The sequence below is a fragment of the Moorena sp. SIOASIH genome, from assembly GCF_010671925.1.
Classification (GTDB): domain Bacteria; phylum Cyanobacteriota; class Cyanobacteriia; order Cyanobacteriales; family Coleofasciculaceae; genus Moorena.
Window position 1 is genome coordinate 163,021 of record NZ_JAAHIH010000002.1, and the last position, 26,073, is coordinate 189,093.

Annotated in this window: 29 protein-coding genes; 21 read left to right on the forward strand and 8 right to left on the reverse strand. The window is 42.1% G+C overall.

Annotated features, from left to right (window positions below; translation table 11 throughout):
• The first annotated feature begins 60 nt into the window (after nucleotides 1-60).
• The gene (locus tag F6J90_RS08430) at nucleotides 61-1,434 is read left to right on the forward strand and encodes a hypothetical protein (protein WP_293092025.1); all 1,374 of its coding nucleotides are present in this window, start codon (nucleotides 61-63) and stop codon (nucleotides 1,432-1,434) included.
• On the opposite strand, the gene F6J90_RS08435 is transcribed toward F6J90_RS08430, so the two are convergent.
• A complete protein-coding gene (locus F6J90_RS08435; RefSeq protein ID WP_293092027.1) occupies nucleotides 1,412-3,133 on the reverse strand; it encodes an ABC transporter ATP-binding protein in 1,722 nt (573 codons plus the stop codon). The two genes, F6J90_RS08430 and F6J90_RS08435, sit on opposite strands and share 23 nt — an antisense overlap.
• A gap of 329 nt (nucleotides 3,134-3,462) precedes the next feature.
• Between F6J90_RS08435 and F6J90_RS08440 the strand changes: the two genes are divergently transcribed.
• The 3 genes from F6J90_RS08440 to F6J90_RS08450 all read left to right on the forward strand — a co-directional run bounded on the left by F6J90_RS08440 (nucleotide 3,463) and on the right by F6J90_RS08450 (nucleotide 5,178).
• Nucleotides 3,463-4,743, forward strand: a complete 1,281-nt coding sequence (locus F6J90_RS08440) for a glycosyltransferase (protein WP_293092029.1) — start codon at nucleotides 3,463-3,465, stop codon at nucleotides 4,741-4,743.
• Nucleotides 4,728-4,871 carry a hypothetical protein gene (locus tag F6J90_RS08445; protein WP_293092031.1) on the forward strand — a complete coding sequence of 48 codons (144 nt, stop codon included), beginning with the start codon at nucleotides 4,728-4,730 and terminating at the stop codon, nucleotides 4,869-4,871. Before F6J90_RS08440 ends, F6J90_RS08445 begins: the two co-directional genes overlap by 16 nt.
• Nucleotides 4,872-4,974: 103 nt before the next feature.
• A complete protein-coding gene (locus F6J90_RS08450) occupies nucleotides 4,975-5,178 on the forward strand; it encodes a hypothetical protein (protein ID WP_293092033.1) in 204 nt (67 codons plus the stop codon).
• Here F6J90_RS08450 and F6J90_RS08455 read toward each other — a convergent pair.
• A complete protein-coding gene (locus F6J90_RS08455; RefSeq protein ID WP_293092035.1) occupies nucleotides 5,151-5,486 on the reverse strand; it encodes a XisI protein in 336 nt (111 codons plus the stop codon). The two genes, F6J90_RS08450 and F6J90_RS08455, sit on opposite strands and share 28 nt — an antisense overlap.
• A gap of 677 nt (nucleotides 5,487-6,163) precedes the next feature.
• Here F6J90_RS08455 and F6J90_RS08460 point away from each other — a divergent pair.
• The 3 genes from F6J90_RS08460 to F6J90_RS08470 all read left to right on the forward strand — a co-directional run bounded on the left by F6J90_RS08460 (nucleotide 6,164) and on the right by F6J90_RS08470 (nucleotide 7,434).
• Nucleotides 6,164-6,517, forward strand: a complete 354-nt coding sequence (locus tag F6J90_RS08460) for a DUF433 domain-containing protein (RefSeq protein WP_293092037.1) — start codon at nucleotides 6,164-6,166, stop codon at nucleotides 6,515-6,517.
• A gap of 292 nt (nucleotides 6,518-6,809) precedes the next feature.
• The gene (locus F6J90_RS08465; RefSeq protein ID WP_293092039.1) at nucleotides 6,810-6,956 is read left to right on the forward strand and encodes a hypothetical protein; all 147 of its coding nucleotides are present in this window, start codon (nucleotides 6,810-6,812) and stop codon (nucleotides 6,954-6,956) included.
• On the forward strand, nucleotides 6,925-7,434 hold the full coding sequence (locus F6J90_RS08470) for a DUF29 family protein (RefSeq protein ID WP_293092041.1): 510 nt from the start codon (nucleotides 6,925-6,927) through the stop codon (nucleotides 7,432-7,434). Before F6J90_RS08465 ends, F6J90_RS08470 begins: the two co-directional genes overlap by 32 nt.
• A 233-nt stretch (nucleotides 7,435-7,667) precedes the next feature.
• On the opposite strand, the gene F6J90_RS08475 is transcribed toward F6J90_RS08470, so the two are convergent.
• Both F6J90_RS08475 and F6J90_RS08480 read right to left on the reverse strand, forming a co-directional pair.
• Complete coding sequence (locus F6J90_RS08475; RefSeq protein WP_293092043.1) at nucleotides 7,668-8,630, reverse strand: hypothetical protein; 963 nt, start codon at nucleotides 8,628-8,630, stop codon at nucleotides 7,668-7,670.
• 804 nt (nucleotides 8,631-9,434) lie between these two features.
• Nucleotides 9,435-9,608, reverse strand: coding sequence for a hypothetical protein (locus tag F6J90_RS08480; protein WP_293092045.1), 174 nt, complete (start codon nucleotides 9,606-9,608; stop codon nucleotides 9,435-9,437).
• A gap of 24 nt (nucleotides 9,609-9,632) precedes the next feature.
• On the opposite strand from F6J90_RS08480, the gene F6J90_RS08485 reads away from it, so the two are divergent.
• The 3 genes from F6J90_RS08485 to F6J90_RS08495 all read left to right on the forward strand — a co-directional run bounded on the left by F6J90_RS08485 (nucleotide 9,633) and on the right by F6J90_RS08495 (nucleotide 10,778).
• Complete coding sequence (locus F6J90_RS08485) at nucleotides 9,633-9,920, forward strand: DUF433 domain-containing protein (protein WP_293092047.1); 288 nt, start codon at nucleotides 9,633-9,635, stop codon at nucleotides 9,918-9,920.
• A gap of 2 nt (nucleotides 9,921-9,922) precedes the next feature.
• Entirely contained in the window at nucleotides 9,923-10,117 is a 195-nt protein-coding gene (locus F6J90_RS08490; RefSeq protein ID WP_293092049.1) for a DUF5615 family PIN-like protein, read from the forward strand.
• Between the two features lie 457 nt (nucleotides 10,118-10,574).
• The gene (locus F6J90_RS08495; RefSeq protein WP_293092051.1) at nucleotides 10,575-10,778 is read left to right on the forward strand and encodes a hypothetical protein; all 204 of its coding nucleotides are present in this window, start codon (nucleotides 10,575-10,577) and stop codon (nucleotides 10,776-10,778) included.
• A gap of 46 nt (nucleotides 10,779-10,824) precedes the next feature.
• Here F6J90_RS08495 and F6J90_RS08500 read toward each other — a convergent pair whose 3' ends face one another.
• A complete protein-coding gene (locus F6J90_RS08500; protein WP_293092053.1) occupies nucleotides 10,825-12,294 on the reverse strand; it encodes a putative Ig domain-containing protein in 1,470 nt (489 codons plus the stop codon).
• A 520-nt stretch (nucleotides 12,295-12,814) separates the two neighbouring features.
• Between F6J90_RS08500 and F6J90_RS08505 the strand changes: the two genes are divergently transcribed.
• The 4 genes from F6J90_RS08505 (at nucleotide 12,815) to F6J90_RS08515 (ending at nucleotide 16,117) form a co-directional block, all read left to right on the forward strand.
• Entirely contained in the window at nucleotides 12,815-13,486 is a 672-nt protein-coding gene (locus F6J90_RS08505; protein ID WP_293092055.1) for a hypothetical protein, read from the forward strand.
• Between the two features lie 692 nt (nucleotides 13,487-14,178).
• Nucleotides 14,179-14,484, forward strand: coding sequence for a transposase (locus F6J90_RS43490; protein WP_366513726.1), 306 nt, complete (start codon nucleotides 14,179-14,181; stop codon nucleotides 14,482-14,484).
• Nucleotides 14,472-14,969, forward strand: a complete 498-nt coding sequence (locus F6J90_RS43495) for a transposase (RefSeq protein WP_366513754.1) — start codon at nucleotides 14,472-14,474, stop codon at nucleotides 14,967-14,969. The genes F6J90_RS43490 and F6J90_RS43495 overlap by 13 nt, the downstream gene beginning before the upstream one ends.
• A 149-nt stretch (nucleotides 14,970-15,118) precedes the next feature.
• Nucleotides 15,119-16,117 (forward strand): hypothetical protein, encoded by a 999-nt coding sequence (locus tag F6J90_RS08515; protein ID WP_293092057.1) that lies wholly within the window; start codon nucleotides 15,119-15,121, stop codon nucleotides 16,115-16,117.
• Between the two features lie 399 nt (nucleotides 16,118-16,516).
• Here the strand turns inward: F6J90_RS08515 and F6J90_RS08520 are convergent, their stop codons facing one another.
• On the reverse strand, nucleotides 16,517-17,266 hold the full coding sequence (locus F6J90_RS08520) for a DUF5995 family protein (protein WP_293092059.1): 750 nt from the start codon (nucleotides 17,264-17,266) through the stop codon (nucleotides 16,517-16,519).
• An 82-nt stretch (nucleotides 17,267-17,348) separates the two neighbouring features.
• On the opposite strand from F6J90_RS08520, the gene F6J90_RS08525 reads away from it, so the two are divergent.
• The 6 genes from F6J90_RS08525 (at nucleotide 17,349) to F6J90_RS08550 (ending at nucleotide 23,674) form a co-directional block, all read left to right on the forward strand.
• The gene (locus tag F6J90_RS08525) at nucleotides 17,349-17,525 is read left to right on the forward strand and encodes a hypothetical protein (RefSeq protein WP_293092061.1); all 177 of its coding nucleotides are present in this window, start codon (nucleotides 17,349-17,351) and stop codon (nucleotides 17,523-17,525) included.
• 557 nt (nucleotides 17,526-18,082) lie between these two features.
• Nucleotides 18,083-18,361, forward strand: a complete 279-nt coding sequence (locus tag F6J90_RS08530) for a hypothetical protein (protein ID WP_293092063.1) — start codon at nucleotides 18,083-18,085, stop codon at nucleotides 18,359-18,361.
• Nucleotides 18,362-19,528: 1,167 nt separating this feature from the next.
• The gene (locus F6J90_RS08535; protein WP_293092065.1) at nucleotides 19,529-21,037 is read left to right on the forward strand and encodes an efflux RND transporter periplasmic adaptor subunit; all 1,509 of its coding nucleotides are present in this window, start codon (nucleotides 19,529-19,531) and stop codon (nucleotides 21,035-21,037) included.
• A gap of 17 nt (nucleotides 21,038-21,054) precedes the next feature.
• Complete coding sequence (locus tag F6J90_RS08540; protein ID WP_293092067.1) at nucleotides 21,055-22,326, forward strand: ABC transporter permease; 1,272 nt, start codon at nucleotides 21,055-21,057, stop codon at nucleotides 22,324-22,326.
• Between the two features lie 306 nt (nucleotides 22,327-22,632).
• Nucleotides 22,633-23,364, forward strand: coding sequence for an ABC transporter ATP-binding protein (locus tag F6J90_RS08545; RefSeq protein ID WP_293092069.1), 732 nt, complete (start codon nucleotides 22,633-22,635; stop codon nucleotides 23,362-23,364).
• Between the two features lie 154 nt (nucleotides 23,365-23,518).
• Entirely contained in the window at nucleotides 23,519-23,674 is a 156-nt protein-coding gene (locus F6J90_RS08550) for a hypothetical protein (protein ID WP_293092071.1), read from the forward strand.
• On the opposite strand, the gene F6J90_RS08555 is transcribed toward F6J90_RS08550, so the two are convergent.
• Together F6J90_RS08555 and F6J90_RS08560 are read right to left on the reverse strand one after the other, a co-directional pair.
• Nucleotides 23,617-24,189, reverse strand: a complete 573-nt coding sequence (locus F6J90_RS08555) for a Uma2 family endonuclease (protein ID WP_293092073.1) — start codon at nucleotides 24,187-24,189, stop codon at nucleotides 23,617-23,619. The two genes, F6J90_RS08550 and F6J90_RS08555, sit on opposite strands and share 58 nt — an antisense overlap.
• Entirely contained in the window at nucleotides 24,183-24,398 is a 216-nt protein-coding gene (locus F6J90_RS08560; RefSeq protein WP_293092075.1) for a hypothetical protein, read from the reverse strand. Before F6J90_RS08560 ends, F6J90_RS08555 begins: the two co-directional genes overlap by 7 nt.
• A 283-nt stretch (nucleotides 24,399-24,681) precedes the next feature.
• Between F6J90_RS08560 and F6J90_RS08565 the strand changes: the two genes are divergently transcribed.
• Nucleotides 24,682-25,695, forward strand: coding sequence for a hypothetical protein (locus F6J90_RS08565; protein WP_293092077.1), 1,014 nt, complete (start codon nucleotides 24,682-24,684; stop codon nucleotides 25,693-25,695).
• Nucleotides 25,696-26,073 lie beyond the last annotated feature (378 nt).

A 26,073-nucleotide genomic window follows, 5' to 3' on the forward strand; every position in this document is an offset into this window, starting at 1 on the left:
GATTTAACCTATAGTTATGCAACGCACTACCATACATTTAAACAACGGCTTTCTGCGATAATGGCTAAATTGCCTCTAACCCTAGACATCAATCAATTAGATCCTTTAATCAACTGTTATCTAGAAATAGCAGAAATTACCGATCGCATTCGGGGAAAATTTTACAACAGTATCGAAGAATTTATCAATATCTTCTTTGCTTACGATTTTAGAGTTAATGAAACATTCTTTAATCAGCGAATTTATCAACAAGAGGGTCGGGAATTAACTCTGTATCAATATTTCCGATCCAAATCATTTGCAGACTTCCTAGAAATCATGGAGCTAACTCGGAAAAAAACCTTTCCGGATCTGCTTCCTATCCATGACTCCTATATTTGGGAGTTTCCAATTCATTTTTATCTAGTTAACTTTAGCGAAGAAGACTATATTATAGATCTTATCGACCACCCAGAGATTTTAGGGAATGACTTACGACAGTTTATTCCCAATCATCATTACGACATTCAGAGAGATTATGACTCGATCAAAAAGAATCACGATCGAGCTTACTTGAAATGGTTAATTGAAAAGAATCTGGAAAAGGTAAATTTTGACTTTTCTATGGAAGGGGCAGAGTATGCTAAAGAACATCTGCGCAAGTATCTATTGCCTTATTCTGATTTTTACCAAACTTGTCTTGACCGCATTGGAGCCATGGGATTTCGGTTTCGATTAACTGGAATTTCCGAAGTCCATACTCGCAATCCAGTGAAAACAAACAAAGGAAAGTGGATTGATGAAATTCCCACATCCCCAAACTGTTTTAATGTTGCGATCTTAATGCAACGGGATTTCTCCGGACGCGATCCTGGAGGTTATGCCAATTTGCCCCAAATCCGATATCGCAGCAAATTTTATCCTCGAAAACTTGGTTTTTTGTGCCTGATTGTTGATAGTTTAGGATACGATCGACCCAACCACCTTAATTCAAAGTATGACTGTGAAACTGGCGATGTTCTTAGCCATGAATTAGGACATTGTTTTCAACTGTATCACCTTGGTAAACATGGTAAAGATTTTAATAGGCCTTGCCTGGGAGTAACTCCAGATACCATCTGGAATCCGATTAATATCAAAAAAGCCAGTATTTGGCCTTGGCATAAAAATTTTGCTGAAAATCTGCATGCCAAAAATATGTTCATGAATGTAATGAGTATAGATACTGAAATTAATGAAAGCTTATTCTTTACTAAAGCACAAGCTGCCCGTGCTAGAACTGTCGCTATGATGTACTATCGGCATTGGATGCGAAGATTAAAGTCTTGGGAACAGGCTAAGGATTATTTAGCCATTAAATTCCCAAATAATTCCTACTTACTAACGAAAGACTTCGGAGCATATCCAGAAGACAGACTAATACTCAGAAGAGTTACTGAATCGGATCAAATCTAAATTGTTCATGCCAAAGTTTATAATAAACTCCTTGACTTTTCAGGAGTTCTTGATGTTTTCCTTCTTCCACAATTTTGCCCTGATTCAAAACAAATATGCGATCGCAATTTACCACTGTGGATAATCGGTGAGCAATGATTATTGTTGTTCTACCTTCGGCAACTGTTTTAAGTGATTCTTGGATAATATTTTCTGATTCACTATCAAGATGAGATGTGGCTTCATCCAGAATTAAAATTTGAGGATTTTTTAAGATTACTCTAGCAATAGCAAGCCTCTGCTTTTGTCCTCCAGAAAGTTTGATGCCTCTTTCGCCAACTATAGTTTCATATTTTTCTGGTAAAGTTTCAATAAAATGATGAATATGTGACAACTTGCAAGCTTCTATAATTTCTCGATCTGTTGCTTTTAAGTTTCCGTACTTTAAATTTTCTTTGATTGTTGTATTAAACAACAATGTATCTTGAGAACAGACTCCTAAAGCTTGCCTTAATGATTTGATTTTTAGATAGCTAATCTCAATATCATTAATCTTTATCGAACCCTCTTTGGGATTGTAAAATCTAAATAATAAATTAGTTATTGTAGTTTTTCCTGCCCCCGAAGTTCCTACAAAAGCGATGTTTTGACCTGCTTTGATATCAAAAGTTAAATTTTCCAAAATGGGTTGACCTTTTTGGTATTCAAAATTAACTTTTTCAAAGCTCAAATAATTGATTTTTTTGACTGTTAAATCTCCTTCCTTTTCTGTATCCAGTTCTAAATATTCTAGAATCCTTTTGATAGCTGGGATGGTAGCTTGTAACTTTAGATTAACCTTAAAAACAGAAGATAAAGGCTCAACAAGAAGACCCAATAAATAGTCAAAAGCAATTAAACTACCTAAGGTTAGTTGATTATTTATGAGAAGATATCCTCCTAATCCATATAAAACAATCTTTGAAGTTAGAGGTATAAGTTCTGCCAAAGATTCTACTAGTTTGGATATGGTAACAAATTTAATATTATTTCTGATATAATTTTGGGTAACTTTGGTATATTTTTTTAATCGATTTTTTTCTAAACTAAACACTTTTATCAAATAGTGTAGTTCTATATTTTCGTTAAAAAATTTTTGAAACTCAGAAATATATTGTCGATTGATAGCGCTTAATTCTTCTATCTCTTTCTCCTTGATTTTATAGGTAAAATTCAATAAAGATGATAGAGGAATTAATACTAAAGCTAAAAGCCAATTAAACTTAAATAACAATATAGTTATCAAAGTTACAATTAATATATTTTCGATTGTACTCGGTAAAACTTTCAATAAAAATTCTTCTAAATAATTAACATCATTAAGTAATCTTGATACCAGTTCACCATGGGGTGTTTCACTGTAGGTTATAAAATCGATTTTTTGAAGATGAGAATATAATTTTTGTCTTATTATAAAAATTATTTGCGGGCCAAAAGAAGCAGATAAATAATCCTCCAGGATTTCTAGTAAAAACCCAAAAAGCCTTGCTACCCCAAAAGCTAAAACCATTAAAATTAATAAATTAATATCTTTATTGGGGAAAACGTTATCGAAAAGATTCTGAATAATAAGGGGTTCTATGAGGTCAGGAATTATTAATAATAGTACTGTTACTAAAATGACTGCATGCTTGACATATGGGTATTTGATAATTTGAAAAATCTGTAAAACGTATTTCATCCCTTACTCCAGATCATTGTGAAAAATTAAGTAAATGCAGTTTTACTAGTACGAGTAGTAGAAGGCATAGGGTTTCTCCATCTGAGCAGCTAATTGGTCTCCGACTTTGAGAGCAGTATTTTTGGCTTCATATCCATTGTAAATTCAAACCTGAAAATTCAAACAGGACTTACGGTGAGGGGGGCAATACACAGATTCCCACTCCAGGTTTATAATGGAATATTTATAATTAAGAGGAATTCTTGGATGATGCTTCCTCCACAAACTGCTCCTGTGTGTGTTTGAGAGGTCGATCGATGTTCCATTGCTGTTGACCAGAGAGCTGACCTATGCATGTATTTATCCAAACACTAGGTTCACGTGGTGATGTCCAGCCCTATGTGGCATTGGGCAAAGGTTTAAAAGCAGCAGGACATACCGTCACAGTCTGTACCAGTGCCAGTTTTGAATTATTCATCACCGAGCATGGCTTAACTTATGGCTATATGAACGATGAGATGATGAAGCTGATCAATTCAGATCAAGGTCGGGATGCCATGGAAAATACGACCAACCTCTGGGAAACCATCAAACTCACTCGTAAGTTATCCAAACAAGTTGCTCCCATGCAACGGATGATGCTTAATGATAGTTGGAATTCCGCACAAGAAGCCAACCCGGATCTGATCGTCTTCCACCCCAAAGCCTATGGGGGTCCTCATTTTGCCGAAAAATTGGGCATTCCCGTGATCATGGCGGTTCCCTTGCCGATGCTGGTGCCTACGGCTGAATTTCCTCACATGGGCTTCCCGAAATGGCCTTTAGGGGGCTGGTATAACAAACTGACCTATCACTTCGTCAATCGATTAATGGAGTTTTCAGCAGGCAAACCCGTTAAAACGTGGCGAGCTGACCATGATTTGCCACCCCAACCGGGGAGTTTTAATATTCTGCATACCACTACCGGTGAACTGATTCCGGTTTTATATTGTTACAGTAAGTTTGTTATGCCAGAAGCTACGGACTGGCCTGAGAGTGTGGTGGCAACCGGCTACTGGTTTCTAGACCAACAAGATATATGGCAACCACCGGCTGAGTTACAGGATTTCCTTGATGCTGGCAATCCTCCGGTTTATGTCGGTTTTGGCAGTATGGCTGGACGACATCCCCAGCGGCTGACGGAAATTGTGATTGAAGGGTTACAGCAAGCCAATGTGCGGGGTATTATTGCTACCGGTTGGGGTGGTTTGGCTGTGGCTGACTTGCCAGACAGTATTTTCAAAATTGACAGTGCTCCCCACGATTGGCTTTTCCCCCGTATGGCGGCAGTGGTGCATCATGGTGGGGCTGGCACTACCGCTGCTGGCTTACGGGCAGGTCGTCCCACCATCATTTGTCCCTTTTTTGGGGACCAACCCTTTTGGGGCGAGCGTGTTCATGCCCTTGGTGTCGGCAGTAAACCGATTCCCCAGAAGACGTTGACTGCCGAGAAGCTGGCTACTGCTATCCGCGAAGTGACGACAAGCCAGACTATTCGGCAAAATGCTGAAGCCTTGGGCAAACAAATCCGCGATGAAGATGGCATTGCTAATGCGATCGCTATTATTGAATCTCAATGTTCTGGGTTTTAGGGAGTCGGGAGTCGGGAGTCGGGAGTCGGGAGTCGGGAGTCGGGAGTCGGGAGTCGGGAGTCGGGAGTCGGGAGTCGGGAACAGGGAAGAAAGAAGAGGGAATTGTTAATGGGATGGGTGCGTTATGAACATACCTTACTACTAACTTCTTGCTTGAATAACTATGGGATGCGATCGCATCAAGTTGCGGACTGACTGGTTAGCGCTGATGCGATCGCACTTTTTTGAGAATTGTCTTATTCCTCGGTTTATAGCGTTTCTCGCAGTTATGAGGTACAGTCTTCTTTGACTTTGATTCCCTGTCTTGATCCAGCGCATCGCTATTCCCTGTTCCCTGTTCCCTGTTCCCTAAAATCCCGAAATTGTGTACCTCATAGCTATGATAATTGCTATATTTGTGATTGGGGTTATGCGATCGCATATCCAGTATGTTGACGTAAATGGGGAGGATGAAACGCGAGGACAATATGATCCTTTGGCACACCCGCCGCAACTAGTTCATCGGTAATGCCGTCTTCGATGCCATCATAATGAATCCAGAGTTTGCTCTGACGAATTTCAACATGGGTGACAACGCCATGGACTCTTTTTTTGCCGTTCCATCCTTCGTTAAACAGTAGGAAATGAGTACGCTCGGCATCAATAATGACATACTGCTTAATATCACCATAACTGTATGGGATAGCCGCATACTCTTTAAGAATTTTTTCGACGGTATCTTGGTATAATGTTACGGTATCCATTTTGACACTCCCCGCCCGCTTATGGACGGGGATTCTCACTTGGCCTATGGCCACGCTACGGGAACAGCGAGCTGTCTTGCTCACCCAAACCGGAGTCAGGGAGAGTAGAGGACAATTCTCCCTGAGCGTGATTGATCAATGATCCAGGTTCCGGTGTGCCCCACCGTACCTTTTTTTTAGATCTTTTTTTTATATAGATAGATACTTTTTTTATCTAAATTTTTCATAGACGTTTAAGTCGTTAGACTAAATTACGCAATATGTATCTGATACATATTTTTTACGTTGCCTACTTATGGTTAGATAGTATCTATCTATTTGAAAAGTTTATTGTTTACAATTATATATTAGCACACCTAGTACAAACTGTCAAGAAAAAGTTTTAAAAAAAAGCCGTCCTATAAGGACGGGGCTTTAAACCCAATTTTTTTGGTAAAATCTCCTCGGTATTTGGTTCAAAAACAATAATTACCATAATCAAATACCAGGTGTTGTTGAATTAGGGTATGATTTTGGCAAGTAGCGTACGCATAATCACCAGATATTATATATAATAATAGCCCGTTCTAGCCTAATCAGGTACACAATATTTTTCCCCTATTCCCTGAGCCGCTGTTCCCGACTCCCTACTCCCTACTCTCTACTCCCTACTCCCTCAATTAAAAACGGTTATACTAATGCAATTAGAAGATTACTTTGATTTTTTAGCACCCGATGATATTCGCATTAAAGGAACACGAATTGGGATAGAACATATTCTCTATCAATATATCCATCGCGCCCAGACACCAGAAGCGATTGCCGAAGGATATAGGACGGTAACACTAGAACAGGTTTATGCCACAATTTTATACTATTTACACAACCAAGTTTCCGTAAGCGCTTATATTGCTGACTGGTTGGCGTGGAGTCATCAAATGCGCGAGCAACAGCGTAAAAATCCTCCTCCTTTTATTGAAAAACTCCGAAAGTTTAAAGCTGAAAAAGATGCTGCATATCAAAACCAGACTAAAACAATAGAGGCTAGTTAGATGGTAAGCTATCAGCTATCAGCGTGTCGCGTATCAGCTTTTGAATAAAAGATGTAAGCATTCGTTTAATCTGAGTTAAGTCACAGCGTCGAAGCCTGTGCCACAAAGCTGTTCGCTACCCGAATGGCCACGCTACGCGAATGGCCAAGGGCTTTTTCCCAGACTTTAAATTATCATTAATCCTAAAGAGGTTTATTTTAAGCTGACCGCTGACAGCTGACGGCTGAATGCTTACCTTAGATGAATATCAAGACCAAATTAGTTTTATGCCTCTACTTTAAAAGTTGATCACATGAGTGTTATCAAACTTCCCTCTTCTGAATTAACTCCTCCCGACTCCCGACTCCCGACTCCCGACTCCCGACTCCCGACTCCCGACTCCCTACTCCCTAACAATTACCTTACCTATGACACAAGAACTTATAGACCTCAAAACTAGCATCTTAGAAGGACGATACGCAGATGCTTTAGCAATTGTCGATGAATTAGAAGGGATGAGTGAACAGGCAATTTTGCGTAATATTGATTCGTTCCTAGTCAGGCTATTTATCCACTTAATTAAAAATCAAGTAGAGCAGGGTTTAACCAATTCTTGGGCAGCGTCAATTGCCAGTTCAATTCTGGAAATTAAAAAGCTTAATCTTAAAGATAATAAAACCTCCTATTATATTAAACCTGATCAATGGCAGCCAAGATTAGAGGAAGCACTAGAAGCAGCGATCGCTCCTGCTAGTCTGGAAGTTTTCAATGGAGAATTAAGGCGGTCTCAACTTTCCCAGAGATTGGATAAACCACAGCTGATTTTGACGGCAAATAGTTTACTTAGTCTGACTTACCGCTATTCAGCTAAAGAACTGCCAGCAGTTTTAGATGATTATTTAACTGAATTACCAGGTGGTGAAGAGTGGGGGAGATAATTGATCATCGGCAATAAGCGCATTTGTACTTGAGTAGATGTAGGGTGGGCAGTGCTTACCTTGATCATTGTCAGGTTTTCAATTAGTCTAATGCACGGCGTTGCTGAATAATGGAATGATTTTAATAGCTTTATAGAGTGGGCATCTTGCCCGTTTCTAATCCTTTCGAGCGGGCAGGATGCCCACTCTACTCCTATTCATTGAAGGATTCAGCAACGCCAATTAAATAGTTTCTATTCTTCTGGAATAACCGACAAATCCCGTAACTCAGGATTGAGATAACCAGTGTAATAAGAACTCTTCAAATGAGTTTTAAATTGCAGGAGATCTATCTGGTTGACGTCTAGTGAAACTCCCTTAAAAGTAATAATTGCTTCTATTGGTATATCCTTAATTAAGCTATTGTTTACATAACCATAACGCTTATGACTGCTGTATGTACCAAATGTAACTTTTGTAGCTACATATTCTTTACCTTGATCCAATAGTCTACTTCTTCCCTTATAGCCGTTGGAATACAACTCTAATTTAACATTTTCTTTAGTACTTGTGATTAAGATAGCGCAACTGATAGATTGAGTACTTGAATTTACATTGGAGGATTTTTGGCAACTTTTTAATTCATAGAGAATACCTTCCAGCTCAACTGATTGGGATGAAACTGGAGTCGGTTTAGATTCATTAATTATTGTAGTTCTCGTACCTTGCGATATTGAATCAGGCTCAGTACCGGTTTTAAGCTGTTTATTTTCAGTCTTGAGGTCTTCGATTCTTTCTTTTAGTTTATCCTTCTCTGTTTCCAAATCTTTGAGTTTATCTTGGAGGTCTTTGACTTGTAGTTTCAGCTCCCTTGAGTCTACAGAATCATCATTAGTCAAGCCTAATAATTGCGGAAACTTAGCCACCATAACTTCTCGGAGTTTATACCCTCCAAAGGCAGATAATGGTGCTGTCAAAATGATTAGGATTAAGGCAAACTTAAAATAGTTTGTCCATTGCCGCATTTTCAATTCTCTATTCATTTGTTTACAAACCTCATCAATATCATTTTCAAGAAGTAGATCGGATAGTCCTAATTCCCTTAAACTATCCTTAACCGTTTCAATGGTGATTCTGCCTTCCAGCTCATTTTTCCGTTTGGAAAGCCGTTCTACTAATCCTTGGAATTGTTCTTCGGTTAAGCTATTTTTTATCATCTGCTTTCTTGACCTTAACTTGAGTTTATTTATAGCTACCTTAAACTATTTTTTTTGTGTGTTATGAGAAATCAATAATGGGGTTTATCAGCTATTTAGTAATGGTAGATTTTAAGTGCTCAACTCAGCGCTGGTTTATTTAATATTAGGGCTTGAGATTGGTAGATATAATATCAATCAATTGATTATTGATATCTGATTTATTTTCCAAAACTATTATTACACAAAATTTTCACAAAATTAGTTAAATTTATCAAACCTTTAAATCTATGAAGTTTTTATCAAAAATACTTTGGTTAGAGATAATTCAGAACAGCTGATGAGTAAAGGATTTAAGGGAATTTCGTCTTAGGAAGCAGGAAGTAGTAAGTAGGGCATGAAGGTCTATGAAGTGGTCTGAAGTACTACCGAAGCGACATGAAGTAAATTAAGACTAATATAGTAGTTATATTTGAAATGTGAACAAATAATCCAAAGGTTTAGTAAACCTAAAACTCCCAATAGTTAAGAGCAGTAATGAATACAGAGTTTTTTAGTTTATAAAAAATCACAATCTACTTTTACAACTCATTTATAAAATTAAAAATCAGTCTAAATACTCATTGCCAAATCAAAATAAATTTGATCAAACTATCAATACGAATAGGGAGAGGTGAGACGTTGGCTGTAGGGTACCCATAATCACCACCAAGCCCAAATCCTAAAACCAGATAACCAAGCAGTAAAGTAAGAAAACGCGATGTTCCTTTGGAACCGCTTCGCGTACGCGCTGTTGCTGAATTAAGCGATTAACCAACAATAGAATTAGCTTGTGCCAAGGGAGTCAGTACTTAATTCCCTAACTCCCATAAACTTTTGGTCACAAAACACAATCATAGAGTTAATGTCAGCTGTTAGCGTAGCGTGGACTACGGCCAACGGCTGACAGCTGACGGCTGAATGCTGAATGCTTACCTTAAAGTAAATTAGACATAGCACTGGTTTCCCTAAGCAAAGAGCCTTATGACTGCTAAAACTATCTCGCGCTACGTTACTCGTAATCCGGAAATTTTGAACGGAGAACCAATCATCATCGGCACTCGGACATCTGTCCGTGCTATTGTTGGTTTATGGCGCTTGGGTATTATGCCAGAAGAAATTCTAAACCATCTAACTCATTTGACTCTCGCACAAGTATTTGATGCCTTAAGTTTCTATCTTGACAATCAGGGGGAGATTAATGAGTACATTGAGCAGAACCAAGTCCCTGATCAATTGGTGCATCCATCTGTAAAGTCTATTTTAGGTTGATTGTGAGCATTATTGTAGCGATTTATACTGATGAAGATGTATCAGGATTGGTTGCTACATTGTTAAAGTCTCGGGGATTAGATGTAACAACTGTTCCTGAACAAGGAACTATTGGCAAAACTGATAGAGAGCAATTGGAATTCGCAACTTCTATAGGCAGATCTCGACCCATAACCGTATTGATTTTGAACGGTTAAACCTTGAGTATATAAAAGAGGAGAAACAACATTCAGGAATTATTGTTGTGCCTCAGAAAAATGCCTATGAAGTAGCGAGACGGGTTGGCATTTTGGTGAGTATGCTGGCAATTGAGGAAATCAGAAATGAGTTGTTGTATGCGTAAATCCTCGGCGTTGCTGAATTAGGGTATGATTTTCGCAAGTAGCGATTGGCCCTAGGCCACGCTACGCGAACGCATCATCACCACCCAGCCCAAATGGGAAAACCAGATAACCAAGCAGTGAAGTAAGAAAACGCGATGTTCCGAACGAACCGCTTCGCGTACGCGCTGTTGCTGAATCAAGCTATGAACGAACAATAGAATTGGCGTTGGTTAATAATGGAATGATTTTAAGAGTTTTTAGGTGCGCGCCTCCAAGGCCGTGAGGGATTGCTCACGGCCTTGGGTCGCACCTGTGGAATAGGCATCTTGCCGTGGAATGGGCATCAGGCGTGGAACTGGCATCTTGCGTAGAACTGGCATCTTGCGTAGAACTGGCATCTTGCCAGTTTCATGCTTATTTCCGGGCGGGCAGGATGCCCACTCTACTCCTATTCATTCCAAAATTCAGCAACGCCATAGAATTAGCTTGTGCCAAGGGAGCCAGTAGTGAATTCTCTAATTCCCATGACCGCTGACCGCTGACCGCTGACCGCTGACCGCTGACCGCTGAATACTTAAGCTCTACAACAAACCAATGATGCTAATAGTGAATGTGCTCTTATCAAAATAGTCGCTATTGCCAGGTGCCAGGGCAAAGTCAACTACCGAGCCTTTTTGCACTGTGCTGGATACAGTGAAATAAACCCCAACACCATCCTTGCCATCGATTGCGTCAGACCAGATTTTAGTACCATCAACAAAGATATAGGCAATCACACCATCGCTGGCAGTACGACGGTCTTTCTTGGCGAGGTGACCCTTGAACGTAACTTCCCCCTCAATGTCACTAACCCAGCGACGAACTCCCCACTGCTCAACCCTTTGCCGTCTACCGCTGGTTTTCGGACCGTTGGGATGAGCAATAGTGTTAGATAGCTCAGTCCAGTATTTTCCTTGCTTCACCTGCCAGGACCCCTTAGTGTATTGCTCCATTTCATGGAAATCAGCACTGGTCAGGGAACCATCGTAGTAACCGTAGAACCAATTATGCTCTCCTTGAGTATCAGAAAAATCCTCCACTGAATTGGCAATTTCAGTACGCACCGGAACATGGTTAACCTGAATTTCAAAGGCATTGCTGACGGTTTTGCATAGCTCGTCAGAGGCTGTTAGAGTAATTGTGGTTGTGCCAATGTCATCGCTAGTGGGAGTACCACTAAAAGTAGTGCCATCGAAATTCAACCAGCTCGGTATGGTTGAACTCAAGCTCAAACTGTCTCCATCGCGATCGCTAAATGTTGCTTCCCCAATTGTCAGGGTAAAAGGCTCATTCTCGTTAATGGTTTGAGCGCCAATGGGATTAGCCACCGCAGGGGCAGAATTATTTGGGGGTTCATAGACGTAGAGAGATTCACACTTTTCCCAGCGAACTTCGTCGAGACTGGAACGGTCTTTGTTGGTATTTGTCAACCAATCGCCATTAATCTTTAAATAATCCAAATCTGTCAGGACTTGCATTATCTCTAAATTCGTGGCTGCTTCATTGCTGTCAGTTTTTATCCATCCACCCTCTGCATTAAGGGGTATGGTGTAGGGAGTCCATTGGTCTATAGTGGGCGTCGATACATGGTTCTGTAGTTCCAAACCACCACCACTTATGGTTAAACCATTTATTAAACTATTGTTTAAACTCTTGATATCCTCGGTAATCTGATCGCTATTTTCCAAATTAACCTGAACAGCAAACCTGAGGTTTCCATTGAAAAAACTGGATTTGTCACCAACAAACTTCTCGGGGGCAAGGTAATCGTAGGATCCATCACCGACTTGATCATCATTATGAATGTAGCCACCAGTGATGAATCCACAGATTCTAGACTGTTCGGGGTCAACTTCTTGATCATTAACGTCAACAACTATCCAACCCTCTGTGCCAGTATCAAAGTGACTGACTGGCTCGATTATACTTTCAATCGCCTGAGCTGGCTGTGGAATGATGAGCATGGCACAAGACAATAGTGCCGCCCACAGAAAAATACGGATTTTTTTCATCGAAAATTTTGCAGCAGAATACACCACTTACACCCTGAGGGTGAGAGTTAGGACGGAGCTTTCAAGGTGTGAACCCCCTCTTAGCCCACTCAGCCCCTTTCCGCTGCACCTCCAACTAATGGTTTACAAATTAATCCGGTACTACAGTTAAGTAGCCCTGTTGTTTTTTGCTGTAAGTAACTCCATGGTTCCCTTTGCGGAAACCGTAGCTAAAGTATGGTGAAAGGCTATGCAGATATTAAATTTTGCCCAAGGTCTAATTTTATAGGAATTTAGTCTTTTTAGATATTTTTTTTGATTTACAAGCTCGTATATCTTGATAGATAAGGGTTTCAGGAATTATTAATTACCTTTACTGCTCCCCTTATTAAGAATCTATCTTGTTTATTACCATAAGATGCGCATCTGATCAAATCCTGTTATTTTTGACTTTTGAGTTTCTATAGGACTTACGAAGTTTAGTTGGTTTTGCCCCCCTAACCGGGAATGATGTCAAAGTCCCCTGCCCCCCTAACCGGGAATGATGTCAAAGTCCCCTGCCCCCCTAACCCCTGCCACTTTGGAAATGGTGGTTCAGGATGTAACTGGGTGGAAAGCCAGGGTAGTAGAATATTTTGACTATATCGCCACAACCCAGCATCTGGATCACATCCGCCCAGGGAAAGGAGGGACCTTTGACCTGCGTCGAACCGATGCCCTAGAGCGCCTAGACAGTCCTTTCAACACTGCTGCCCACACTATCGATATCCGTCCCTTTGAATCCAATCGTGGTAGATATAACATCCCCAGTGTAGGAGTGTTTTTGTGGCGTCTGGAAAGCTACCCGGTCAGGAATAGTAATGCTTATGCCATTACCGAACAACGGAATGTTGCCTATTCCTTTGCCCTCGGTCAGGATCCAGAACGCTTCCAAAATACCATTGTGCCGGTGCCATCGGCCTCAAACCAGCGCAAGTATAGCTTTCAAGTAACTCCCTTACCGAACAAAGGTCGCTATACCTTCCATCCTTTGGGTTATGACATGCCCTTGTTTAACCGTCCTCAAACTAAAACCGAGTTTAGCGAGGTGGCCGCAGCAATTAATGTACCCCAAGCGATCGCAGCCCAAGCCTTTCAGGAAGAGTTACCTGAAATGTCGGAATTCATCTCGCCGCTAACCTGGCGGTATAGCGGCGAGATGAATTCCGACTAACAAAAAAAGAATGCAGGATTTATGATTATCTGACTTTGGTTGTGGTAAAATAGTGAGCTAATAGTTATAGAAGCCAAGCTAATCAACGGATCTAAAGCACAATATAACGCTTTAGATGAATCCATAAGAACAGCTCAATTTGTCAGAAACAAGGCAGTTAAATTATGGCGGGATGAGCCAGATGTGAATAAGGCTCGTCTATCTCTGCTATGCAAAGAACTCGCACATGATACAGAGTATCCTTGGGTGAGAAAGTTAAACTCCATGGCGCGTCAGGCATCAGCAGAGAGGGCTTGGAATTCTCTCTCTAGTTTCTATCGTCGTTGTCAGGAGAGCGCCAAGAAAAAGCGATGCAGCGCGGTCTTGGGGAGGCAGCGCGGTCTTGGGGAGGCAGCGCGGTCTTGGGGGTCTCCCCCATGAGCGACTGCCGTGGTTTCCCCCATGAGCGACTGCCGTGGTTTCCCCCATGAGCGACTGCATCAAGACAAGGTTATCCTCAGTTCAAAAAGCCTTCTCGTTTCGGCAAAGCCGACGCTGCGCGAACGGTTGAGTATAAAACATCAGGGTGTCAACTTTCACAGGACTGTTTAACCATTAATTTCACCGATGGATTTAAAGCGGGTCGGTTCTCTATATTTTGTAATTATGAGACAAGAGAAGATTTATTCAGGCTTAAGATAAATCGGGTACGGGTGGTTAGACGGGCTGATGGTTATTATGCTCAATTCTGTTTTGATGCTAACCGCTTTGAAGCCGGAAATTATACCGGGGATGTAATCGGCATTGATTTAGGTCTGAAGTATTTCTATAAAGACCAAAACGACAAGGCCGCCATCTATCCCAAGTATTTAAGACGAGCTGAAAAGCGAATTAAGAAACTACAACGGCGATTGTCTAGAAAGTTTGTGAAAGAGGCTAAGCCTCAATCAAACAACTATCACAAAGCCAGAATTCGACTGGGTAAAGCTCATTTGTTGGCGCTAGCCTGCCGACGCTAGGAGGCAAGGTTCAAAGACAGCGTAAAGATTGGGCAGTAAAATTAGCCCGATGCGTAGTTCACTTCTTAGATGTGATTGTCTATGAAGACCTGAAGATACAAAATCTGGTCAAGAACCATCATTTGGCTAAGTCGATTTCTGATGCAAGCTGGTATCAATTCACTCAATGGTTAGACTATTTTGGGAAAGTTTGGGCCAAGACAGTGATAGCTGTTGCACCTCATTATACCTCCCAAGATTGCTCAAATTGTAGTTATCGAGTGAAGAAATCTCTCAGTACTAGAACTCATCAATGCCCTCAATGCAAGACAGAAATCTGTCGAGATCCGAATGCAGCATTGAACATTTTAAAGAAGGGCATGAACATTCTAGGTATTGAGTTGAACAGCGGTGCGACCCCGGTCGGGTCTCCCGACAAGCGTGAACGCGCACCAAGAGAGTACCCAAGGGCATTGGGAAACGGACGTTTATTCGGGAACGCTTGAGGAGAGTTCAACCGCTGTTAATGAGGGGAAACCTGATTTAATAAGTTGTCTCGATCAATCAAGAATCACTTTGTGAGAATCCCCCGCCATAATCTCTGATTTGGCAGCGGGAGTATGTCAAAAATACAGATGTCACCAACAACCTGAAGTTGCAATTATGGGGCGGATTTGGTCTAGGTATCAACGATAGCACCTTGTTCTACGCTGCTAATGGCTTCCACTCCTGGCGAGACGCAAATGGTACCAATCCCAGAATGGTATTAACCACAGCAGCCAATGGTGGGCTGAGTGTGCTCGGGACAGGTAACTCTTCCTTTGCCGGTAACCTAACCATTGCTGGGATTACCCAGAGCCAAGTGTTTGATGTGGGTGGATTTAGTCGCACTCAGCATATAAATAAAGATGGTGCCTTCTATCGTTACAATGGACAGGTTTATATAGCGGTTGACGATAATCTCTACATCCGTGATATAGCGCAATCTGACAATATCAAGATGCACTTCAATACCAATAATGGCAGACTTGGTATTAACAAGACCAATCCAGGGGCAAATCTAGATGTCAATGGTAATCTGAAGCTGCAATTGGGTGTAGCAGTCAATGAGTTTTCCAATGATGGCAGTCTTGGTGGTAACAATGATTTAGCCGTACCGACGGAAAAGGCGGTAAAAACCTATGTTGATAACAAAATTAGTCAGGGTGCTGTTGCAGACGGAGGCACAGCAACACGATATCAATTTTATGCAGACACAAAATTTGATGGTCAAAATATTAAAAGTTCAGGAACACATGTCATAAGATTTGTTGAAAGGAATGACCCTTACCAGGTTTTTGATGATAAAAGTAATGCGTTGATCGCCCCAACATCATGCTATTACTTTTTTGCTGCCACATTACAATTTTCTGGAGGTAATGGTAACAGCGATGGTGTGATTGTGGGCATTTATAAGAATGGTGATAGTAATGACAATAACACAACGATTATTGTAATCGAACCTGGTCTGATTAAAAATCTCACAGCACAATCGATAACAGCAATGATGAAATTAGATCCTAAAGACCGTGTCGATGTCAGATTAGAAGGTGTAGACAAAAGTACCTTTAGTGTGTCTTATAGTTCTTTTATGGGATTCCTGATTGGTCAATAGTAGAATTAAGAATTGAGAATGTAGAATTAAGAATTGAGAATGTAGAATTAAGAATTAAGAATTAAGAATTAAGAATTAAGAATTAAGAATTAAGAATTAAGAATTAAGAATTAAGAATTAAGAATTAAGAATTAAGAATTATACATTTTGCCTTCTACCTTCTACCTTCTACCTTCTACCTTCTACCTTCTACCTTCTACATTCTACCTTCTACATTCTACCTTCTACATTCTACCTTCTACCTTCTACCTTCTACCTTCTACCTTCTACATTCTACCTTCTACATTCTACCTTCTACCTTCTACCTTCTACCTTCTACCTTCTACCTTCTACCTTCTTAATTCTACATTCTACCTTCTTAATTCTACATTCTACCTTCTACATTCTTAATTCTACATTCTAACCGATAAGGGCATCAATAATCGCAACAATGTCATCCAACTCTTGCCATCGAATCAGGTCAATTACTGCTCCGAGAAAGCCACGGGGATTGGCAATGGTATTTCCGATAATAGCTACTTTTCTATCAATGATTGCGATCGCGCCTTGACGTTGTTCAGGAGTTTGATAGGCCAGGATTTGGGCATACTCCCAAGCTTCCTGGCGACCTTTGATAATACTGAAATTGCCTATTTCTTCATCAGTTCTGCCCCCCACTAGATCCAACAGCCCCATAAAAGGGGAAAACTGGTTAATCACTGGTTGTACTAATTCCAGGCATTCAGCCAGGATGTCATTAATTTGATTAAAGTCCCTTTCTAGGCTAGACAATTGGTACCCTGGTGCAGTCTCAGCTGCGGAAATGCCTAGATCTAGGTTAATGTGGGCGTTAATTCCCAGTAGCAAATGCTGTAGAAAAATCAGGCTAGAATCATTAGTTGCTTCAAACGCTATCTGCCAGGACTTTGGTGGTTGTGCCCTTTGGCGATAAGCGTCTAGTGCAGCAAGATAGCGATTACCAAAATTAGTAGTCAATTCACTCATTCTGGGATTATCGTCGAAGCGGTTTTCAGCAATCGATTGTTTGATTTTTAGTGTTACCTGTCGATAGAGTGCTGGAAAAAAACCGATCCGACTACGCTGGGATTTAGCAGCATCAATTATAGTGTCTAAACTTTCGATCAGCTGATCAATGTCGTTGGCTAACATGTTGAATTATCAGAAGTGTTGAATAGGGAGTCGGGCGTTGGGAGTCGGGAGGTGTGGGGCGGGGGCGCGGGGAGATGGGGAGATGGGGAGATGGGGAGATGGGCAGACCTCCACTCGCTATGGCATCAAGACATTGACTGTACCTCATAAGTATGATCAACCCTATAGACCTTGTTGGGTAGATAATGCGATTGACCTATGGTCACGCTACGCGATTGACCTATGGTCACGCTACGCGAACGCACTTAATTCACCTTAATCCAAATCTCTTCTATCTGGCCAGATAGGGTGACTAATTCTAATCCTGTAGTTGTGAACTAGACTCGGAATAAAAACTCTACGGGTTCTTTCAATGATAATGCGTTCGCGAAGCGGTTCCTTTCGGGCAAAGCCCGACGCTGCGCGAACGGAACATCGCACTTAATTCACCTTAATCCAAATCTCTTCTATCTGGCCAGATAGGGTGACTAATTCTAATCCTGTAGTTGTGAACTAGACCCGGAATAAAAACTCTACCGGTTGCTCGCTACTCCAGAATTAGTGGGGGTGAGAATTCCTCACTAATTGTAGTCTTATTTCGGTTTATTAAAAAATAATAACTTTTATAAAATTTTCAATATTTAGGAAATATTTGACTTAATTTAAATGTAGATTTTAGAGTGATTCTTCTATCTTTTATTCGAGTGTTCTCATACTTGATACGCTGTCAGCCCTAGAAAGGTGCAGCGGTGCCATATATGTGTAGACCAATATCAAATTAACCGCATCAAAAACTGCAACATAACCTAATTGTAGATAAAATTGTAGATAAATACTGTGTGGACTCAAAATAGGATCCGTTGGTGTTGGCATCTGGGGTTGGTGAGTGCGTTCTGCACGTTGTTTAGCAGTGGAGCGATCGCGCTTTTTCAAAACTCTGCTTTGGCTCAAAGTAACATTGTACCGGATGACACTCTCGGCACTGCTGAACGCTCTGGGGTGGTACCTCTAGACTTCTTTGGCTTACCCCTTGATATCATTGATGGCGGGGCGATTCGTGGAGCTAACCTGTTTCATAAACTCAAAACTGTACATCAGACCCAGCAATTGCCCTAGCAGTGTATGGTCATTTCGGTCGCCAAGGTCTAGAACAATTAGGTGGTGTGAGATGGGCAATTACAACGGCTGTTCGCCCTGGGTGACCCCCTTGGTTGCTGGCAGTTATTCTGGCTCAACCCAGGAACAAAGCTAGCTGTTAGCACTAGTATCCTACCCCTCCTGGATTTGCTCCCCAATAAACCTTTCAACCTTGACTTTCTCGCCCAATTTCTGATGTTCCCGTCTCCGGCTGTAGAGCTACCAACTGAGGAAACAGCATTCACGGAGATAAGCGCGTGTACTTCCTGGCACAATACTGGCCTTACGTCTGCTCACGGCAACTATGGTAATGATAGTGTTGCTCCCTTTTAATTTCGACCTTAACCGATAATCACGGCTAAGTTATGCCACTGAGGGGGTGAAAATTAGCCTGTAAGCTCTGTGTGGCAATGGTTTCAGTTGGGTTACCTTTGATAAGATGTCCCCAGCGTACCCCATAGCAATTGAACTTGACCAACGAAAAAATTAGGTTTCTAGACTTGGCCATCGCAAATAGGGGCGTTAATCAACCTGTCAATCGACCCAATCTTTTTTGGGATAGCATGGCTGAAAAGCTTACCCCAAGCCATTTTTAGCCTGGTTGTCACCCCTGAAGGTTATGCCATCATAGCGATGCAGTCGGCCAAAGGGGGTTCCCCCCACTCGCTATTGCATCAAGACAATGACCAGCTGCTGAAAAGGTACCCTCAAGGGTACTGCCAAGCCGGGTTAGATCATTCTATAAATAAATGTATTAATTGAAATTCATTACAGTAAAAGGTAAAACCCATGCCTTACAAATACTAGAATCCCTGTGTCTTCCAAGTTCCGATCAAATTGGGAGTAGATTAAAGGCCCAGCCAGCCCAGAACAGATGAACTATGTACTATCAGAGCAAGCTAAAACCCATGAGGGGGCTATAGCTTTACTACAAATGCTCTGCATAAGTGACATGCTCCCGGTAAAAACTCTCGCCCAGACCTCTGCAAGGCCACCAAGATTAAAGGCTTTCCCTCTTGGGTGATTAACGGTCAGTTGTATTTAGGGAAACAATCATTACAGACGTTAGCCGATTTATCTGGTTACAAAGGTTCCCAGGACTTTTAGAATTATGCTAGTCAAGCAGTGCCAGAACAGGAGTAAATCATGGCTTTTCAGGCAAACCAGCCATTGGCAGATTTCAATTTTGGTAAAAATAGGTTGGCTAAATGGCTGCTAAGACTACTCCTTTTGTGTCTCGTATTTGGAGGAGGCTATGCAGCTTATCGCCAGCGGGTTACCCTGCCAAATCAACAAGCAAAAAGCCAAAGGCAAACTGTATCTGTAGAAAAACTGAACCTAGCGGTCACAGTTTCTGCTAATGGGGTCATTGAGCCCGAACGTGCGATTAATCTTAGCCCCAAAACTACAGGATTGCTGAAAACTCTGTTAGTCAAGGAAGGCGATCGCGTACAAAAAGGGCAAATTCTTGCCCATATGGATGACTCCAATCTCACCGGGCAATTAACTCAGGCAGAAGGACAACTAGCTGAGGCACAAGCAAATCTGCAAAAGTTGCTGGCTGGCAATCGTCCAGAAGATATTGCCCAAGCTCGGGCACAACTGGCTGAGGCACAAGCAAATTTGCAAAAGTTGCTGGCTGGCAATCGTCCAGAAGATATTGCTCAGGGCTTGGCACGATTAGAAAAAACACTTGCCAATCTGCAACAAGCTGAAGATGACCTCCAGCGCAAGAAGGAATTAGCAACGGCTGGTGCTATTTCTGTGGAAGATTTTAATCAAGTCCGGACGGCCCGTGATACAGCCGAAGCAGGGGTAAAAGAAGCCAAGCAAGCTTTGCTACTCCTAAAAGCAGGGGCACGCCCAGAAGACATTGCTCAAGCCCGTGCTAGAGTGATGCACAGACAAGAAAGTTTGAAACTAGCCCAAGCAGGGGCACGCCCAGAAGACATTGCCCAAGCCCGGGCTAGAGTGATGCAAGCCGAGGGGGCTGTGCAAAATGCCAAGGCGCAGATGGCAGATACCGTAATTCGCGCTCCTTTCACTGGCATTGTTGCTAGGAAGTATGCCGATCCAGGTGCCTTTGTCAGCCCGACTACCGCAGGTAGTTCTGTCTTATCCGCTACCTCTTCTTCAATTTTGTCCCTAGCTTCTAGTAACCAGGTAGTAACGGCATACGTAGCAGAAAGTAATATTTCCAAAATCCGCTTGGGACAAGACGTCACCATTACTGTTGATGCTTTCTCAGGAAAAACGTTTACCGGACGGGTGGCACAAATTGCTGCCCAGGCAGTTGTAGAACAGAATGTTACCAGCTTTGAGGTCAAGGTGGCCATTGTCTCGGATTCACAACAACTTCTGCGTTCTGGGATGAATGTCCATCTGGAGTTCAAAGTAGGCACACTCTTAAATGCTTTGGTGGTACCGACAGTGGCAATTGTCCGCCAGGAGAATGCTACAGGTGTGTTTGTAGCAGGAGAAAATAATAAAGCTATCTTCACTCCCATAGTGACTGGCGTTACTGCTAATCACAAAACAGAAGTCAAATCAGGTTTGCAGGGAACCGAAAGAGTGTTTATCAACTTCCCAGAAGGGTTCCGACCGCAATCTATTACCCCACCTCCTTTTCCCGGTTCACGTTCACGTTCACGTTAATTACAAGGTGTGCAAAAATGGCTACACCAGTTCAGATTCGCTTTAGTACAGCATCCACTGTAGAAGTCTTAGTCATGGCGCTGGAGGCTTTGTGGAGTAACAGATTACGCACAGGGCTGACCATGCTGGGTGTCATTATTGGGATTGCCTCGGTAATTGCTATTACTTCCGTTGGTCAGGGAGTGCAAAAGGCAACCGAGCAGCAGTTACAGGGTTTGGGTACAAATGTCATGCTGGTGTTCCCTGATACTGCCAGAAGTAGTGGCATCAATCTAGGTAGTAGTGGTAGGGGAACACCTTTGAATTGGGAAGATGCACGGGCAATTAAAGAACAGGTGACTACGGCTAGTGCGGTGTCTGCATTCTTGCAAAAGCCTAATGTCTCGGTAGTCTATGGTGGCAAGAATGTATTAACTACTGTCATCGGTACAGATTTGAGTTACCCGGATGTCAAGAACATCTATCCCCAGTCGGGGCAATTTTTTAATCAGAATGATTTGCTGTCTAGTAAGTCAGTGGTTGTTCTTGGTTCTAAGTTACGGGAACAACTGTTTGAACCGGGGGCAAATCCAGTTGGTGCCAATATCCGCATTCAGGGAGAGCGTTACATCGTTATTGGTGTTATGGAACCTAAGGGTGCGGTAGGAGCAACAGACCAAGATAATCAAATATATATTCCCTTGACGAATATGTCGGCGCGACTTATTGGTAATAATGCCCTAGCCGGGATTGCCATCACTGGGTTGTGGTTGAAAGCCTCTGATGAGTGGAGTTTAAGTGCAGCTCAATTTCAAGTTACCAACCTCTTGCGCTTGCGCCATAATATTTATCCACCCCAAGCCGATAATTTTAAAATCATTAACCAAACAGACATCATCAATACCTTAAATAATGTGGTGGGTTTATTTACGGTGATGGTGGGAGCAGTTGCTGGAATTTCTTTAGTTGTTGGCGGAATTGGTATTGCCAATATTATGTTGGCTTCTGTTGTGGAACGAAGGCGAGAAATTGGCATTCGTAAAGCACTAGGAGCTACCAAAGCAGCAATTCTCAAGCAATTTTTAGCAGAAGCTGTCGTGGTTTCTGGTGTGGGGGGAGTGATTGGCATGGGATTCGGAATAGCCTTGGCTTTCAGTGCAGCCACTATTTTCCAATTTCCGTTTGTGGTTTCTCTGTGGTCAGTCATTTCTAGTTTTGGGCTGTCTTGTATTGTGGGATTACTGGCTGGGGTAATACCTGCAAATAATGCCGCAAAATTAGACCCAATCGTTGCTTTACGGACTGACTAATAGGGATCCGTGTAGGAATTGTGATAATTTTTGTTCCCTGGTAAGCATTCAGCATTCAGCCGTCAGCCGTGAGCTAAAAGCTCACGCTACGCGAACAGCTTTGTGGCACAGGCTTCAACGCTGTGACATAACTCAGATACGAAAGCTGACCTGTTTTATTCAAAAGCTGAACGCGCACGCGTGTGCGTAGCACATAAGCTGATAGCTGATAGCTGATAGCTGAATGCTTACGTTCCCTGTTCCCTACTCCCTATTCCCTGTTCCCTGTTCCCTGTTCCCTTTGCTAAAACTATAGGATTAAAAACTATGATTTGGATGGAAGCAATTACTAAAATTTATGATATGGGGGAAGTCCAGGTATCAGTTCTCAAGGGAATCAACCTGTCAATTAAAGAGGGAGAATACATTGCCATTATGGGGGCTTCTGGTTCTGGAAAGTCCACATTAATGAACATTATTGGTTGTCTCGATCGCCCAACTACGGGACGCTATGTTCTTGAAGGCAGAAACCTCACAACCCTACATGATGACGAACTTGCCTATATCCGCAATCAGCGCATTGGCTTTGTGTTTCAGCAATTCAATCTCTTGCCTCGCTCTACAGCCCTTGAGAATGTTATGCTACCCATGGTCTACGCTAATGTACCTAAACCCAAACGACGCCAACGGGCAATGCAAGCCTTGAGTCGAGTGGGTTTGGGCAACCACCTTCACCACCGTCCTAGCCAACTTTCTGGGGGACAACAACAACGGGTTGCCATTGCCCGTGCTTTAGTCAATCGCCCCGCTTTGCTGTTGGCAGATGAACCTACCGGAGCCTTAGATACCAAAACCTCCCAGGAAGTGATGGATCTGCTTGGAGAATTAAACCAGCAAGGCATCACCATCGTGATTGTTACTCACGAACATGATGTAGCTGCCCAAACCCAACGAATTATTCAGATGCAGGATGGTTTGGTAGTAGATCGGGATGACCAAATGTCTCTAAAATCTATTAGTCTCAATACTTATAGCGGTTTTGAATTGGATGAGGTATGAAGTTCTGGGTTTTAGGGAGCAGGGAGCAGGGAGCAGGGAACAGCGGATCTGGGAACAGCGGATCTGGGAACAGGAAAAAAACCTGTGTACCTCATAGCTATGAAAAAGGCTTTAGTAATCAAGCTCTAGTAACAGGAGGAGTTACCCAACCAAAATGCGAGCTTTAAGAGAATTGGTATATAGCGTTGATCATACTTATGAGGTACAGTCAATTTTATTACCCCTGCTCCCTACTCCCTACTCCCTACTCCCTTATGTTGCTGAAATTCCCATTTTCAACCAGCAAAAAATTTCCTCTGCTGTCAACTGAAGGTCGATACCATCTAACACTACTAGAGAGTCACTTCCCTGACACAATTCCGGTTGTTGTTTAGGTATAAAAATCAAGACCGAGCGGTCGTAAGGATCAATTAGGCATCCTAGTTGAGAACCATGTCTTAGACAATGTAAAATGTTACCTATTACTCGGTTTGAACTCTGGCCTGGAGAGATAATTTCAATAGTCCAGTCTGGAGCGATAAACACATCATCGACAGGCTCCCCTTCATCATCAAATTCAATCTGGTTCCAGCGAAGAACTGCTATATCGGAAACAATTGACCGTCCGCCGAAAGTACATCGTAGCTCTGGGAAAGCGTAAGCAATTTGCCGTTCCTCAACAACACTATTAATTGTACTCGTCAACTTGCTCTGAAGTCTGGAGTGGCGAGTTTTAGGCATTGGTTTCTGGCTAATTTCACCGTTAATATATTCCCTAGGGGGTTTAGTCTCTGGAAGTTCCAGAAACTCTTCGAGAGTCAAAGGTAAGACAGCTATCTTTACCATTGGCAGCTAGTTCCAGAAACAGATGTGACCATACTATAGCAATTCTTAATCGGGTTGGTTTTATAGCAATTATCTTTCCTCATGAGGTACAAATTTCTGGGTTTTAGGGAACAGGGAACAGCGGATCTGGGAACAGGGATAAGGAAGCAATAAGCAGTAAGCAGTAAGCAGGGAATAGGTAATAAGGAAAACAAATTTTTGTACCTCATAGCTATGATAAACTATATATCATGTCGGGATAATTGCCCTTAATAAGAATCTCCCCCATCTCCCCATCTCCCCACACTTGCCACACTTAATATCTTTAACACCTTTGACACCCTGCCCCTGCTCCCTATTCCCTACTCCCTGCTCCCTACTCCCTACTCCCTACTCCCTACTCCCTGTTCCCCACAACTACCACGAAGCCTTATAATTGCCTAGGCGAAAGGCAAATGCAATACGTCATCCACCGAATAAAATCGGGGGTTTCCAAACTACCGGAATTATTTCATGACCAATAAAAAGTATCGAATACTAGCTATTACTGACCATCATACCCACGGGGGAATAAGTTCAATCTATCCCCTACTGAGAACTATGGCTAAACATCCTGTTTGTGACTCTATTCAAGTGGCAAGCAGGGGAAATCCCAAAAATAAGGAATTTTTCTACGACTATACTTCCACTGAGTTAATGAGCTTGTTGGTTGACGATAACTTTGTTCCTCAAGAAAGCGGGGAACAATTCTTAAATGCTAGCATCAAAACAGACTTTAAAGATCATGATTTAATTTTTCTCAGGATAGACCGACCAGTACCCGATGAGTTTTTTGAATTCATCACCAGTCATGTACCCGAAGATAAGATCATTAATCGTCCATCAGGAATCCAAAAAACAGATACAAAGGGGTCTCTTCTGAACTTTCCAGAACTGTGTCCGCCGATGAAACTTTGCAGTACTTTGGAAGAAATTTTAGAATTTTACCAACAGTTTCCCATCGTATTAAAACCTCTGCGCAGCTATGGAGGTAAAGGTATTATCAGGATAGTTGATGACCAGGCTTGGGAAGGGAATAATCAATATTCCCTTGATGACTACAAGTCAGTCATTGAAGAAAGCTTAAGCGATAGTGGTGACTATTTAGCCATGAAGTACTTAAAAAATTACAGCAAAGGTGATAAAAGAGTGCTAGTGGTGAATGGGAAAGTTACAGGAGGTTTCCTCAGGATTCCTAAAGAAGACTCTTGGATCTGCAATATGTCAGCAGGGGGTTCTACAACTGTTGGCGAACCGGATCAAGACGAAATAAGAATTGCCGAAACGATTATTCCTAGTTTCTTGGAGCAAGGCATAGTCATTTTTGGCTTCGATACATTAGTGGATGACGATGGCAAGCGAGTGTTATCTGAGATTAACACATTAAATGTTACTGGTTTAGAGGAAGCCCAAACCCATTCAGGGAAACCAGTAGTTCAAGAGTCATCTGATTTAATGTGGTCTTATATTTGTGAACATATTGGATAACTATAGCATTTGTATCTGGGTTGTAAACACACGAATTGCCGAAAAAGGCAAAAGGCAAAAGGCAAAAGGCAAGAGCAACCCACCCCTAACTCCTCCCAGGAGGGGAAAGAGATCCTCAGTTGTATTGTCCAAGAAAAAAAAGACCTCCTAGGTTTACATCTCAAATACAAACGCTATATCCATAGGAGCGCAGGAAATGCGGTAGTGGAAGACAAGTAGTGATTTTAGCTCCCGTTACTTTGACAAGACTGTAGCCAAATCACTACATCTTTACCACTACCGCCACAGGTTTTATTGGGTGCATCTCCCGCTGTTTGGGTGGTGCGTTACGGGGAGGGCTGTCCTAACCTTGACTACGAGGCGGAAAATGAGGGCTCC